Origin of the sequence: Bradyrhizobium sp. USDA 326 (assembly GCF_049739485.1) — a bacterium.
In the GTDB taxonomy this organism is placed as follows: Bacteria; Pseudomonadota; Alphaproteobacteria; order Rhizobiales; family Xanthobacteraceae; genus Bradyrhizobium.
In genome coordinates, this window is the sequence record NZ_JBMGQA010000001.1 from 191,607 (window position 1) to 204,943 (window position 13,337).

The following is a 13,337-nucleotide window of genomic DNA, read 5'->3' on the forward strand; positions in this document are numbered from 1 at the left end:
GTTTGGTTTAATTTGGGCAGCGGCGTTCGTTCCATTTCATAAGGACTCGTCAGCCATCAAATTCCGTAGTCCTACGGACAGGAACAAGAGCTTGGTTCCCACGGCATCGTCATTTGCAGGCTTTCATGAGACGACGTTCATCCTCGGCCGGTCTGCTGGGAGCGCTGATGACGCTCGCCGGATTCGGTCACATCACCCTCGGAGGACTGCCCGTCATGGTGCAAAACGCCAACGCGGATGACAACGGCAAGGCGGCGCGCGCGCCCTCCATGCCAATGGCCCGCGATCCTGCCGTCGCGGTGGCAGAGGAATACGAAGCCGCCCGCCGGAAGGGAACGCGGGAAGCCTTCGAGCTCTTCATTGCGCGCCACGGCGACGATCCCTCGGCCGAGCAGGCGCGCGCGGAACTGAAGCGCCTGTCGCGCTGAGCCTTTGCGCAGCGCAGCAAAGCCGCGTCAGGCATGGCATTTCGGCAGGCAGCATCCGCATTGGACCAGGGTTGCCGCAAGGGCTTTCGGCACTATGGTAGCCCCGCAATCTGTCCCGGAGCCGCTCAAAATGCCCTTTCCGCATGCCTCGGAAGCCCTGTCGCGTTTCACCGTGCTCGACCTGACCCGCGTCCGTTCTGGGCCCACCTGCGTGCGGCAGCTCGCGGACTGGGGCGCCAATGTCGTCAAGATCGACGCACTCACCGAGGATGCCGGCGGTGAGCAGCCGGGCGGCCCCCGGCGGGGTTCCGACTTCCAGAATTTGCACCGCAACAAGCGGGCGATGACGCTGAACCTGAAGGACGAGCGCGGACTCGCCGTATTCAAGCGCCTGGCCGCCAAGGCCGACGTCGTGGTCGAGAACTTCCGTCCCGACGTGAAGAAGAAGCTCGGCATCGACTATGACAGCCTCGCCGCGATCAACCCGCGCATCGTCTATGGCAGCATCTCCGGCTTCGGCCAGGACGGCCCCTACCATAAGCGCCCCGGCTTCGATCAGATCGCGCAAGGCATGGGCGGGCTGATGTCGATCACCGGCGCGCCGGGCGGAGGCCCGATGCGGGTCGGCATTCCGGTCGCCGACCTCACCGCCGGCCTGTTCTGCGCCATGGGCATCCTCACCGCGCTGCTCGAACGCGAGGTCTCCGGCAAGGGCCAGTGGGTGCAGACCTCGCTGCTCCAGGCCCAGATCTTCATGCTCGACTTCCAGGCCGCGCGCTGGCTGATGGAGAAGGAGGTCGCCCGGCAGGCCGGCAACAACCACCCGACCAGCATCCCCACCGGCGTGTTCAGGACCTCCGACGGCTACATAAACATCGCGACCACCGGCGGGCGGATCTGGGAGCGTTGCGCGCAGGCGATCGGTGCGCCGGAGCTCTTTGGCCACCCCGACTACGCAACAGCCCCTGCCCGCTCCAAGAACCGTGATGCCCTCAACGCCGAGATCGAGAAGCGCACCGTGACGAAGTCGACCGAGACCTGGGTCCGCGAACTCAACGACGCCGGTGTGCCCTGCGGTCCCATCTACGCCATCGACCAGATGTTCGACGACGCGCAGGTGAAGCATCTCGGCATTGCGCAGGACGTGCCGAACGACGAGGGCCGCCATATCCGCCTGATCGGTCAGCCCGTGACGCTGTCGCGCACGCCGAGCAGGATGGTGGCGCGGCCGCCGGAATTCGGCGAGCAGACCGACGAGGTGCTGAAGGAGTTCGGTTTCGGCGCCGACGAGATCGCGGGGCTCAGGGACGCCAAGGTGGTGTGAGTATCGCTGACTTTGACACCATCAGCCCTTCGGCCGTTGAAGCACGAAGCCTCTCTGGTGCGCTCCCTCTCGCGCTTGCTTGCGGGACGGGGCTGGGAAGAGGATGCTTCCGCAATGGGACGATCCCCAAGAGGAGAAAGTCCTCACCCGGCGCGCGGGACGATGCTTCGCATCGCCCGGAACGTGCCGACCTCTCCCGCAAGCCAAGCGGGAGAGGTGAACGACCCGCCGCAATCAATTCAACCTAGGGCAGTCCGGCTTATTGCGATGTCGCTCTCGCCCCCTGTGTCAGTCCGACACGAGCAAGCACACCGTCGATGACCGGCCAGAACAGCAGCACGATCGCCAGCGTCGTGATCGAACCGACCAGACCGTTCGACCAGAACACCTTCAAGGTCCCGCCGGAGCCGATCATCGACAGGCGAAAGGCATCCTCGGCGCGGTTGCCCAGCACGAGCGCGAGGGTGAACGGCGCCAAGGGAATGCCGATCTTCTTGAAGACGTAGCCGACTACGCCGAAGCCGAGCATCAGCCAGATGTCGAACATCGCGTTCTGGATCGCATAGGCGCCGATCGCGCAGGACACCACGATCATCGGCGCCACCGCGGCAAAGGGCACGCGCAGGATCGAGGCGAAGATCGGCACTGTCGTCAGCACAAGGACGAGACCGACGACGTTGCCGAGATACATCGAAGCGATCAGGCCCCAGACGAAGTCCTTGTGTTCGACGAACAGCAGCGGTCCCGGATTGAGCCCCCACACCATCAGGCCGCCGAGCAGGATCGCAGCAGTGCCCGAGCCGGGGATGCCGAGCGCAAGCATCGGCAGCAGGGCCGAGGTGCCGGAGGCGTGCGCTGCCGTCTCCGGCGCGAACACGCCCTCGATGCGGCCCTTGCCGAAGCTTTCGGGCTCCTTGGCGAAGCGCTTGGCGAGGTTGTAGCCCATGAACGAGGCCGCGATCGCGCCTCCGGGGGTGATGCCGAGCCAGCAGCCGATGAAGGAGGAGCGCAGCAGCGTCACCCAGTATTTCGGCAGGTCCTTCCAGACGCTGAGCACGACGCGCAGCGAAATGCCCGCCGCATGCCCCCGCAGCGCCAGCCGCTCCTCCATCGTCAGCAGGATCTCGCTGATGCCGAACAGGCCGATGACGGCGACCAGGAAGTTGATGCCGCGAAGCAACTCGGGCGAGCCGAACGTCATCCGCAGATTGCCCGACACGGTATCCATGCCGATGCCGGCCAGCAGCAGCCCCAGCGACATCGAGATGACCGTCTTGTGCTTGGCCTCGCGCCCGAGGCCGACGAAAGAGCAAAAGGTCAACAGATAGACCGCGAAAAACTCCGGCGGGCCGAACTTCAGCGCAAAGGACGAGATCATCGGCGCAAGGAACGTGATCAGCAGCACCGCGACCAGCGAGCCGATGAAGGAGGAGGTGAACGCCGCAGTCAGCGCCTCCGCCGCCCTGCCCTGCTGCGCCATCGGATAGCCGTCGAATGTGGTCGCGACCGACCAGGCTTCGCCCGGGATGTTGAACAGGATCGAGGTGATCGCGCCGCCGAACAGCGCGCCCCAATAGATGCAGGACAGCATCACGATCGCCGAGGTCGGGTCCATCGTGAAGGTGAGCGGCAACAGGATCGCGACGCCATTGGGGCCGCCGAGCCCAGGCAGCACGCCGACGAAGATGCCGAGCACCAGCCCGACCATCATCAACACGAGCGTCTTCCATGTCAGCAGGACGGCAAAGCCGTGGAGCAGGAGCCCGAGAGCTTCCATCGCGCGCGCCCGCCTAGCGGCCGAGGGCCGCTTCGAGCGGCCCTTTCGGCATGATGACGTCGAAGGCGATATCGAAGGTGACGAACATGATCGCCGTGAACACAACAGCGGTGAGCAGCGACTTCCACAGCGCGATCTTGCCGACGAGCCGCATGAAGCCCGCGATCAGGAGGAAGCTCGCGACATAGAGGCCGAGGAACTGCGTCGCCAGGCAGAATAGCAAGGTCGGCACGAACACCGCCAGCACGCGCCGGCCCTGCGCACGCGTGACGAAGGACTCGCGCGCGGCGCGGTGCGAAACCAGCGCCGCGACCAGGCCGTAGAGGCTGCCGCCGCCGAGGATGATGGAGAGATAGAACGGGAAGTAACCGGGCTCTGGCCCGGTCGCATCCCAGGACGCGCCGGTGCGCCAATTGTCGTAGCCGAGCGTGACGGCGAGCGCGAGCAGGAGGAGGCAGACCACGATCTCGATCGTGCTGGAGGAGACGACGGAGGGGGAGTCGTCCTCGGGAGCGGTCGGATCCTCGACGATGATTTCAATATCGGTTTGGGACATGGGCTCTGTAAGGGACGCAGTGCGTCAATTCTCCCTCTTGCCGCTTGCGGGGCCGCGACGAGCGACACTCGCGCTGAGAGGGCTGGGATGAGGCGAAGTCTCCGCAGGGAGGTGAAAGTCAGACTCGCGGAGAGAGCCCCTCACCCCGACCCTCTCTCCGTAAGAACGCGGAGAGGGAGAAAAGAGCGCTACTTCGCGACGAAACCGGCTTCCGTCATCAGCGACTTGTTCAGCGCATCGTCCTCCTCGAGGAACTGCAGCATGTCCTTGCCGGTGAGGAAGATCGGCTTCAGCGCCTGCTTCTCCATGTATTCCCTGTATTCCGCGGTCTGTGTCACCTTATGGAACAGATCGACATAGAACGCCTGCTGCTCCGGCGTGACCTTGCCGGGCAGGAACATCGCGCGCAGCATCAGATACTGAACGTCGACGCCCTCCTCCTTGCAGGTCGGAATGTCGGCCCAGGACTGGGTGTCCGTCACCTTGCTGGTGTAGGAGATGCGCTCCTTGTCGAACACGCAGAGCGGGCGTACCTGGCCAGCGCGCCAGACTTCGAGATTTTCAGATGGATTGTTGACGTTTGCTTCGGTGTGGTTGCCGACCAGCTGGGTCGCGGCCTCGCCGCCGGACTTGTAGGGCAGATAGGAGAATTTCGCGCCGGTCTTCTGCTCCAGGAACACGGTCAGCACGTGATCCTCGCGCTTGGAGCCGGTGCCGCCCATCTTGAACGGCGCGCTCGCGGCCTTCGCGGCTGCAACGAACTCCTTCACCGTCTTGGGACCCGCACTGTTGTCCCAGAGAACGAACTGATCGAGCGCAACCACGGAAACCGGGGTCAGCTCACGCCAGTTGAAGGGGATCTTGGCCGATAGCGGCAGCATGTAGATGAGCGAATAGGCGATCAGCACCTTGTTCGGGTCGCCCTCGCTGGATTTCATGTACATCAGCGCTTCCGCGCCCGAAGCACCGCCCTTGAGCGAGACGACCATCGGCTGCTTCATCAGATTGTTCTTCTGGATCGCGGCCTGCATCATCCGCGCCATCTGGTCGGAGGCGCCGCCCGCGCCCGCCGCAACCACAATCTCGACGGGCTTCGTCGGTTCCCAGCCGGCGATGGCCGGCGTGCTCAACAACAGCGCCACCGCGGCGCCGACGGTTTTCACTGGAATTCGCACGAGTTTCGCCCCCTGATGTTTTTTTGGCTTTATAGTGCGGAGAATTCTATCCCTGCATTGTGCGGACTAATATTGACGAGTTCAAGCAGACTGGCAATTCAACGCATATGACTTTCGACTGACGAAGCCGAAAGCTCATGACGCTTCTACCTGCCCTTCCAGATGGGCGTCCGCTTGTTGAGGAAGGCGTCCATGCCTTCGCGGAAATCTTCGCTCATATAGGCCTTCAGGATCAGGTCCTCGCCCTCCTCGCGCGATAGCGTGCGACGGATGCGGCGCACCGCTTCCTTGGTCGCTTCCAGTGTGAGCGGCGCGTGGCTGGCAACGAGCTTTGCGGTCTCGTCGGCGCGACGTTGCAGCGTCTCCACGTCGGGCACGACCTCGTTGAGCAGGCCGAGCGCCAGCGCTTCCTGCGCCTCGACGAGGCGCGCCTTGAAAATCATGTCCTTGGTGCGAGCGGGGCCGACCAGCGCGACGACGCGGCTGATGTTGGACATCGACAGGCAGTTGCCGAGCGTGCGCGCGATTGGAAAACCCATCCGCGTCGTCTCGGTGCCGATGCGCAGGTCGCAGCAGGCCGCGATGCCGGCGCCGCCTCCGGTGCAGGCTCCGGCAATGGCCGCAATCACCGGAACGCGGCACTGCTCGAGCGTGCCGAGCACGCGGTCGATCCGCGCTTCGTAGTCGAGCGCATCCTGCGCGGTCTTGAAGGCGCGAAATTGCGAAATGTCGGTGCCGGAGGCGAACGCCTTGTCGCCGGAGCCGGTCAGGATCAGCGCCTTGATCGAACGATCGGCGTTGATCTCCTGGCAGATCTCCGCCATGCGGTCATACATGGCGAAGGTCATCGCGTTGCGCGCCTGCGGGCGGTTGAAGGTGATCCGCGCGATGCCGTCCGTGACGGAGTAGAGCAGGTCTTCATTGGCGGTCGTCGGTGCGTTCATCGCGCAATCTCTTTCTTCAAGTTAGATGGATCAAGCCACCTGGGCCTTGGCCATCGGCACCGCGTCGCGTCCCTTCAGGACGTCCATGGCCGCCAACACACCGCCGCTCCGGTGCGGGATCTTTGCAAGATCCAGGCCCATCTCGACGCCGGCAAGCGTGCCCATCAGCATCAGATCGTTGAAATGGCCGATATGACCGATGCGGAAGACCTTGCCCTTGACCTTGTTCAGGCCGGTGCCGAGCGACATGTCGAAGTTCTCCAGCACGACCTTGCGGAAGGCGTCGGCATCGTGACCTTCCGGCACGCGCACACCGGTCAGCGCCGGCGAATGCGCGGCGGGATCGGCGCACTGTGTTTCCAGGCCCCAGACCTTGACCGCAGCGCGCGTCGCCGCGCTGTGGCGCTTGTGGCGGGACCAGACGTTCTCCAGCCCCTCCTCTTCCAGCATCCTGACCGCTTCGCGCAGGCCATAGAGCAGGTTGGTTGCGGGCGTGTAGGGGAAGGTTCCGAGCTTGTTGAAGTTGATGACCTCCTGCCAGTCCCAATAGGAGCGCATGCCGGGATTGGCCTTGGCCGCGGCAAGCGCCTTCTCGGAGACGGCGTTGAAGCCGAGGCCGGGCGGCAGCATCAGGCCCTTCTGCGAGCCCGCGACCGAGACGTCGATGCCCCAGGCATCGTGCTCATATTCCATCGAGCCGAGGCCGGAGATGGTGTCGACCATCAGCAGCGCCGGATGGTTCGTGCGGTCGAGCAGCTTGCGCACGTCCAGCGGTGGCGTCACGCAGCCGGTCGAGGTCTCGTTGTGGACGACGCAGACCGCCTTGATCGTGTGCTGCTTGTCGGCGGCAAGGCGCTTCTCGATCTCGGCGAGATCGGCGCCATGGCGCCAGTCGCTCGGAATGAAGTCGACGTCGAGCTTGAACTTGTCGGCGATGCCGCGCCACAGCACGGCGAACTGGCCGGTCTCGCACATCAGGACCTTGTCGCCTGGCGCGAACACATTGACCATCGCCGCTTCCCAGGCGCCGGTGCCGGACGAGGGGAAGATGATCACGGGCTGCTTGGTGCGGAACACGCGCTGCATCGCAGCGAGAACGGCGAAACCGAGCTCGGCGAACTCCGGACCGCGATGGTCCAGCGTCGGCATGTCCATCGCCCGCAGCACCCGGTCGGGCACGTTGGTCGGTCACTGGAATCTGTAGGAAATGCCTTCCAGTATGCACGGTCATCGGCGTCCTTCCCGGTCTAGCCTTGGTTTTGGTGGGCGCCGAATAGCACCATTTGACCGGCTTGTCCTCTCCTCCAAAACGGGCCGTCCGCGCAAAACGGCCGGCCTGCCCCCTCCACCGCCGCGCGTCGCGACCACCTTACGTGCCGACGATCTTCAGATGCGGCGAGGCATTGCCCTGCGGGCGCTGCTCCAGGAGCTTCATCGCGACGTCGACACCGCCGGAGCGATGCGGCACGCCAGCGACCGACAGGCCCATCTCGACGCCGGTGAGCGCGCCGAGCAACGTCAGCGCGTTGCATTCGCCGAGGTGACCGATGCGAAAGACCTTGCCGGCGACCTTCGACAGGCCCGAGCCGAGCGACATGTTGTAATTGTCGAGCACCACTTTCCGGAACTGATCGGCGTCATGCCCCGGCGGCATCAGCACCGCGGTGAGCACCGGCGAGAACTCGGAGGGCTCCTGGCAGAGCACTTCGAGACCCCAATGGTTGACGGCGGCCCGCGTCGCGGCTGCCAAGCGCTGATGCCGCGCAAAAACATTGTCGAGTCCCTCCTCGAGCAGCATCGTGATCGCCTCGCGCAGGCCGTAGAGGAGGTTGGTCGCGGGCGTATAGGGGAAGAAGCCCTTGGCATTGGGCTTGAGCATCTCCTCCCAATCGAAATAGGAGCGCGGTATCTTGTTGGTCTTGGACGCGGTGAGCGCCTTCTCCGAGATCGCGTTGAAGCCGAGGCCGGGCGGCAGCATGAAACCCTTCTGCGAGCAGCTGACGCTGACATCGACCTTCCACTCGTCGTGGCGATAGTCGACCGAGCCGAGCGAGGAGATGGTGTCGACCATCAGCAGCGCGGGGTGGCCCGTGCGGTCGATCGCGGCGCGGATCTCGGAGATGCGGCTGGTCGCGCCGGTCGAGGTCTCGTTGTGCACAACCATCACGGCCTTGATCGCGCACGCGGTATCCTCAGCTAGCTTGGCCTCGATCACCGCGGGATCGGCGCCGCGGCGCCAGTCGCCTGGGACGAAATCGACCTCGACGCCGAAGCGCCCCGCCATCTGCCGCCACATGGCGGCGAAATGGCCGGTCTCGACCATCAGCACCTTGTCGCCCGGCGACAGCGTATTGACGATCGCTGCTTCCCAGGCGCCGGTCCCCGATGAAGGGAAGATCACCACCGGCCCCTTGGTCTGGAAGATCTTCTGGCTGCCTTCGAGGACGGTCCGACCGAGTTCGCCAAATTCGGCGCCGCGGTGATCAATGACAGGCATATCCATCGCGCGCAGGACGCGCTCGGGGACCGGGCTCGGGCCCGGAATCTGAAGGAAATGGCGCCCCTGATGCATGAAAACTCCCTGTCGGCGGGTTATGGCCGGCTCCGCCGGCCATTTTGCATTCATTTTTTGTCAATTCAATCGAAATCTGGTATTCGATTGTGAACATCGACGCAACCAAACGGGCAAACTACTGTACTCCAAATGAAATCCACGATTCCCGACACCGGGGCCCCGATCACCCCGCCAACCGGCAACGGCGGCGTCCGCCAGGAGAACCGTCACGAGGCCTCGCTCCATGGCGAGACCCTGCTGCGGCTGCGCGACTACGTGGTTGAAGGCAACATTCCCGAGGGCGGGCGCGTTCCCGAGCGGCAGCTCTGCGAGATGCTCGGCATCTCCCGCACGCCCCTACGTGAGGCGTTGAAGGTGCTCGCCGCCGAGGGGCTGATCGAGCTGTTGCCCAACCGCGGCGCGCGGGTGCGCCAGCTCAGCCAGCGCGACCTCGAAGAGCTGTTCGACATGATGGCAGGGCTGGAGAGTCTCGCCGGACGCCTCGCCTGCGAGGCCATTACGGATGCGGAAATCACCGCGATCGAGCAGCTGCATTACGAGATGTACGGCCATTATCTGCATCGCGACATGCACTGCTATTTCCAGACCAACCAGCGCATCCATGAGAGCATCGTCGCGGCCGCGCGCAACGAGACGCTGAAGACCGCCTACGCCAACTTTGCCGGCCGCATTCGCCGCGTCCGCTACTCCGCCAATTTCGCCCGCAAACGGCAGCGCTGGGCGGAAGCGATGCGCGAGCATGAGGCCATCCTCGATGCGCTGCGCCGCCGCGCCGCAAGCGAGCTCAGCGACATCCTATTCCAGCACCTGCGCAACAAGCGGACGGCGGCGATCGAGCACCTGACCGAGCCCCGAGAGGACGCGCCGGCCTCGCCCTGAGGGCGTCCGGCTTGCTCATTTTGCATTCACAATATAATCGGTCAGGAACCATAATGAATAACTCAGCAAGGCTGAGCCTTACTGGGTCAGTCCGGGATCAGGGATGACGAACGCCTCCTCGCTCGAACGGCGCCTGCGGTCGGAATTGACCGGTGACGTCCTGTTCGACCCCTTCAGCCGCGGCCGCTACGCCACCGACGCCTCGTTCTATCAGATCATGCCGACAGGCGTGGTCGTCCCCAAGACCATGGACGAGGCCTTGCGGGCACTGGCGATCGCCCGTGACGAGGGGCTGAAGGTCACCCCCCGCGGCGGCGGCAGCTCGCAATGCGGCCAGACCGTCAACGACGGGCTGGTGGTCGATCTCTCCAAGCATCTGAACCGGATCCTGTCGCTCGACATCGAAGCCCGCACCTGCGTGGTCGAGCCCGGCATCGTGCTCGACGACCTCAACCGCCAGCTCAAAAAGCACGGCCTGTGGTTTCCGGTCGACGTCTCCACGGCCTCCCGCGCCACCATCGGCGGCATGGCCGGCAACAATTCCTGCGGCGGCCGCTCGCTTCGCTACGGCACGATGCGCGACAACACGCTGTCGATGGAGGCCGCCCTCGCCGATGGCACGCTGAGCCGTTTTGGCGAGGTCGCGCGCGATCTCTCCGACCTCGAGGCCGGCGACAGCACCCGCGCCCTGTTCCGCGACATGCTCGACCTTGGCACCCGCGAGGCCGACGAGATCGCCGCGCGTTTCCCAAAGGTGCAACGCCGCGTCGGCGGCTATAATCTGGATGCGCTCGTGCCGCGCAACGCGCCGAACAACATGGCGCATCTCTTGGTCGGCTCGGAAGGGACCCTCGCCTTCACCACCAAGGTCGAGCTGAAGCTCTGGCCCGTGATCCGCAACAAGGCGCTCGGCGTCTGTCATTTCGGCAGCTTCTACGAGGCGATGGATGCGGCCCAGCATTTGGTGAAACTCAAGCCGATCGCGGTCGAACTGGTCGACCGCACCATGATCGCGCTCGGCCGCGAAATCGCGATGTTCCGGCCCATTATCTCGGCCGCCATCAAGGGCGATCCGGATGCCGTGCTGGTGGTCGAATTCGCGGAGGAGGACCAGTCGGACAATCTGGCGCGGCTCAAGCAGCTCGCCGAACTGATGGGGGACCTCGGCTTCGGCTGGAACAACGACAAACGCAAATGGGGGGGCGTGGTGGAGATCACCGAGCCCGCGCTGCAGAGCGGCATTGCCGATTTCCGCGCCGCCGGTCTCAACGTCATGATGTCGATGAAGCAGGAGGGCAAGCCGGTCTCCTTCGTCGAGGACTGCGCGGTGCCGCTGCCGCACCTGGCCGACTACACGGCACGGCTGAATGAGGTGTTTGCGAAGCACGGCACCAGCGGCACGATGTACGCCCACGCCTCCGAGGGCTGCCTGCACGTGCGTCCGGTGCTGAACCTGAAGCTGGAGAAGGACGTCAAGGCGATGCGCGCCATCGCCGAAGAGGCCTTCGCGCTGGTGCGCGAATACAAGGGCTCGCATTCCGGCGAGCACGGCGACGGCCTGGTGCGCTCGGAATTTCACGAGACCATGTTCGGCGAGCGCCTCGTCTCCGATTTCAGGCACGTGAAGCAGCGCTTCGATCCCGATGGCGTGCTCAATCCCGGCAAGATCGTCGATGCGCCCAGGATGGACGACCGCTCGCTATTCCGCTTCAAGCCCGACTATCGCGTCGCCGAGCTGAAAACAAAACTCGACTGGTCGGCCTATCCCGGCGCGGGCGGCGGTTTCCAGGGCGCGGTCGAGATGTGCAACAACAACGGCGCCTGCCGGAAGCTCGAGGGCGGCGTGATGTGTCCGTCCTACCGCGCCACGCGCAACGAGAAGGACGTCACGCGAGGGCGTGCGAACACTTTGCGCCTCGCGATCTCCGGCCAGCTCGGCGCCAGTGCGCTCGCCTCCGACGAGATGATGGAAACGCTGAAACTCTGCGTCTCCTGCAAGGCCTGCCGCCACGAGTGCCCGACGGGCGTCGACATGGCCAAGATGAAGATCGAGGTGCTGGCCGCGCGCGCTGCCACGCACGGCCTGACGTTGCGGGATCGGCTTGTGGGCTACCTCCCGCGCTATGCCGGACTCGCCTCGCGTTTCGCGCCGCTGGCCAATTTGCGCAATCGCAGCCCGCTCTTGCGAAAGCTGTTCGAGCACTTTGCCGGCATCAGCGCGCGCCGCGCCCTGCCCGCCTTCCGCAGCGATGTGTTCGTGCCGCCCGCCGACAGCGTCGGGCCTGAGGGGGGCCGCGAGGTCGTGCTGTTCACTGATACTTTCAACCGCATCTATGAGCGCGAGAACCTCGACGCTGCGCTGCGCGTGCTCGCGGCCGGCGGCTATCGCGTGCACATGCCGAAGCCGGTGAGCGGGAGCCGCCCGCTGTGCTGCGGCCGCACCTTCCTGTCAGCCGGTCTCGTTGACGAAGCCAGGGCCGAGCTCGACCGGCTGGTGGCCGCCTTCGCTCCTTTCGCGGCGCGCGGCGTGCCGATCGTCGGCCTCGAGCCGAGCTGCCTCTTGACGCTGCGCGACGAGCTCGCTTCGTTGCGCAAGGACAACGACGCCAAGGCCGTCGGCGCCCACGCCCTCACCTTTGAGGAATTTCTGGTGCGCGAGGCCGAGGCCGGCCGGCTGCAACTGCCGCTCGGCACCGTCGCCGATAAGGCCATTGTGCATGGCCATTGCCATCAAAAGTCCTTCGGCGCCTTCAAGCCGGTCGAGCAGGTGCTGCGCCTCGTCCCAGGCCTGAAGGTCGAGACCATCGAGTCCAGCTGCTGCGGCATGGCCGGCGCCTTCGGCTACGGCGCGGACACCTATGACGCCTCGATCGAGATGGCCGAGCTGTCGCTGCTGCCCGCCGTGCGGCGCGCGGACCAGGATACGCTTGTCGTCGCCGACGGCACCTCGTGCCGGCACCAGATCCACGATGGTGCGCAACGCGAAGCGCTTCACGTCGCGCGCGTGCTGGCGATGAGCCTCGATCGCGCCGAAACCCATTCCTCCTCTCAAGCTGCAAAGGAACCCAGCCATGGCTGACCTCACGCTCGATACCGCCCGCAAGATCCTCGACGCCGCCTTCGCGAAAGCCGGCGAGCTCAAGCTGAAGCCGCTGGTCGTCACCATCCTGGACGCGCGCGGCGTGCTCAAGCTCGCAGCCGCGCAGGACGGCACCAGCCTGATGCGCGCCGAGATCGCGCACGGCAAGGCCTATGGCGCGCTCGCCATGGGCATGGGTTCGCGGGCCCTGTTCCAGCGTGCGCAGGAGCAGGCGTATTTCATCGACGCCGTGAACACGATTGCAAAAGGCGCGCTGGTACCGGTCCCCGGCGGCGTGCTGATCATGGACGGCACGACGCTGCTCGGCGCGGTGGGCGTGTCGGGCGATACGTCGGACAATGACGAGGCCTGTGCGGTCGCGGGTATTCAGGCCGCGGGGCTAAAGGCGAACGCGGGCTGAGATCGTCATTCCGGGGCGCGCCCACTTGGCGCGAGCCCGGAATCCATTTCTCCATTTCGCGTGCTGCACGATGGATTCCGGGTTCGCGCTACGCGCGCCCCGGAATGACGGCGGGGGATGCGGCTACATTCTCGTTGAAATCGGACTGAGCTGGTAAACCCTGCTCTCGTGTCCCGGAC

General features: G+C 65.0%; 10 protein-coding genes and 1 pseudogene. 5 read left to right on the forward strand and 6 right to left on the reverse strand.

Annotated features, from left to right (window positions below; translation table 11 throughout):
• The first annotated feature begins 125 nt into the window (after positions 1–125).
• Positions 126–428: a hypothetical protein gene (locus ABIG06_RS00830; RefSeq protein WP_424578057.1), complete on the forward strand. Its 303-nt coding sequence runs from the start codon at positions 126–128 to the stop codon at positions 426–428.
• A 130-nt stretch (positions 429–558) separates the two neighbouring features.
• Positions 559–1,752, forward strand: coding sequence for a CaiB/BaiF CoA transferase family protein (locus ABIG06_RS00835; RefSeq protein WP_199752328.1), 1,194 nt, complete (start codon positions 559–561; stop codon positions 1,750–1,752).
• A 259-nt stretch (positions 1,753–2,011) separates the two neighbouring features.
• Here the strand turns inward: ABIG06_RS00835 and ABIG06_RS00840 are convergent, their stop codons facing one another.
• From ABIG06_RS00840 to ABIG06_RS00865, 6 genes and pseudogenes are all read right to left on the reverse strand, one after another.
• Positions 2,012–3,529, reverse strand: coding sequence for a tripartite tricarboxylate transporter permease (locus ABIG06_RS00840; protein ID WP_370140677.1), 1,518 nt, complete (start codon positions 3,527–3,529; stop codon positions 2,012–2,014).
• A gap of 13 nt (positions 3,530–3,542) precedes the next feature.
• Positions 3,543–4,085, reverse strand: coding sequence for a tripartite tricarboxylate transporter TctB family protein (locus ABIG06_RS00845; protein ID WP_370140678.1), 543 nt, complete (start codon positions 4,083–4,085; stop codon positions 3,543–3,545).
• Between the two features lie 188 nt (positions 4,086–4,273).
• Positions 4,274–5,260, reverse strand: a complete 987-nt coding sequence (locus ABIG06_RS00850) for a Bug family tripartite tricarboxylate transporter substrate binding protein (RefSeq protein WP_370140679.1) — start codon at positions 5,258–5,260, stop codon at positions 4,274–4,276.
• Between the two features lie 146 nt (positions 5,261–5,406).
• A complete protein-coding gene (locus ABIG06_RS00855; protein ID WP_124163680.1) occupies positions 5,407–6,204 on the reverse strand; it encodes an enoyl-CoA hydratase/isomerase family protein in 798 nt (265 codons plus the stop codon).
• Positions 6,205–6,234: 30 nt separating this feature from the next.
• Positions 6,235–7,435: pseudogene (locus ABIG06_RS00860) on the reverse strand (pyridoxal-phosphate-dependent aminotransferase family protein).
• Positions 7,436–7,573: 138 nt separating this feature from the next.
• Positions 7,574–8,776: a pyridoxal-phosphate-dependent aminotransferase family protein gene (locus ABIG06_RS00865; RefSeq protein ID WP_370140681.1), complete on the reverse strand. Its 1,203-nt coding sequence runs from the start codon at positions 8,774–8,776 to the stop codon at positions 7,574–7,576.
• A 132-nt stretch (positions 8,777–8,908) separates the two neighbouring features.
• Here ABIG06_RS00865 and ABIG06_RS00870 point away from each other — a divergent pair, with 132 nt between their 5' ends.
• The 3 genes from ABIG06_RS00870 to ABIG06_RS00880 all read left to right on the forward strand — a co-directional run bounded on the left by ABIG06_RS00870 (position 8,909) and on the right by ABIG06_RS00880 (position 13,158).
• On the forward strand, positions 8,909–9,658 hold the full coding sequence (locus ABIG06_RS00870) for a GntR family transcriptional regulator (RefSeq protein ID WP_370140683.1): 750 nt from the start codon (positions 8,909–8,911) through the stop codon (positions 9,656–9,658).
• Between the two features lie 103 nt (positions 9,659–9,761).
• Positions 9,762–12,737, forward strand: coding sequence for an FAD-binding and (Fe-S)-binding domain-containing protein (locus ABIG06_RS00875; protein WP_370140684.1), 2,976 nt, complete (start codon positions 9,762–9,764; stop codon positions 12,735–12,737).
• Positions 12,730–13,158, forward strand: coding sequence for a GlcG/HbpS family heme-binding protein (locus ABIG06_RS00880; RefSeq protein WP_036007469.1), 429 nt, complete (start codon positions 12,730–12,732; stop codon positions 13,156–13,158). The genes ABIG06_RS00875 and ABIG06_RS00880 overlap by 8 nt, the downstream gene beginning before the upstream one ends.
• Positions 13,159–13,337 lie beyond the last annotated feature (179 nt).

Excerpts from the sequence above, each read along its gene's own strand:
- ABIG06_RS00830 (WP_424578057.1), top strand. The coding sequence starts at position 126 with ATGAGACGACGTTCATCCTCGGCCGGTCTGCTGGGAGCGCTGATGACG.
- ABIG06_RS00855 (WP_124163680.1), bottom strand. The coding sequence starts at position 6,204 with ATGAACGCACCGACGACCGCCAATGAAGACCTGCTCTACTCCGTCACG.
- ABIG06_RS00870 (WP_370140683.1), top strand. The coding sequence starts at position 8,909 with ATGAAATCCACGATTCCCGACACCGGGGCCCCGATCACCCCGCCAACC.
- ABIG06_RS00845 (WP_370140678.1), bottom strand. The coding sequence starts at position 4,085 with ATGTCCCAAACCGATATTGAAATCATCGTCGAGGATCCGACCGCTCCC.
- ABIG06_RS00840 (WP_370140677.1), bottom strand. The coding sequence starts at position 3,529 with ATGGAAGCTCTCGGGCTCCTGCTCCACGGCTTTGCCGTCCTGCTGACA.
- ABIG06_RS00835 (WP_199752328.1), top strand. The coding sequence starts at position 559 with ATGCCCTTTCCGCATGCCTCGGAAGCCCTGTCGCGTTTCACCGTGCTC.
- ABIG06_RS00880 (WP_036007469.1), top strand. The coding sequence starts at position 12,730 with ATGGCTGACCTCACGCTCGATACCGCCCGCAAGATCCTCGACGCCGCC.
- ABIG06_RS00865 (WP_370140681.1), bottom strand. The coding sequence starts at position 8,776 with ATGCATCAGGGGCGCCATTTCCTTCAGATTCCGGGCCCGAGCCCGGTC.
- ABIG06_RS00875 (WP_370140684.1), top strand. The coding sequence starts at position 9,762 with ATGACGAACGCCTCCTCGCTCGAACGGCGCCTGCGGTCGGAATTGACC.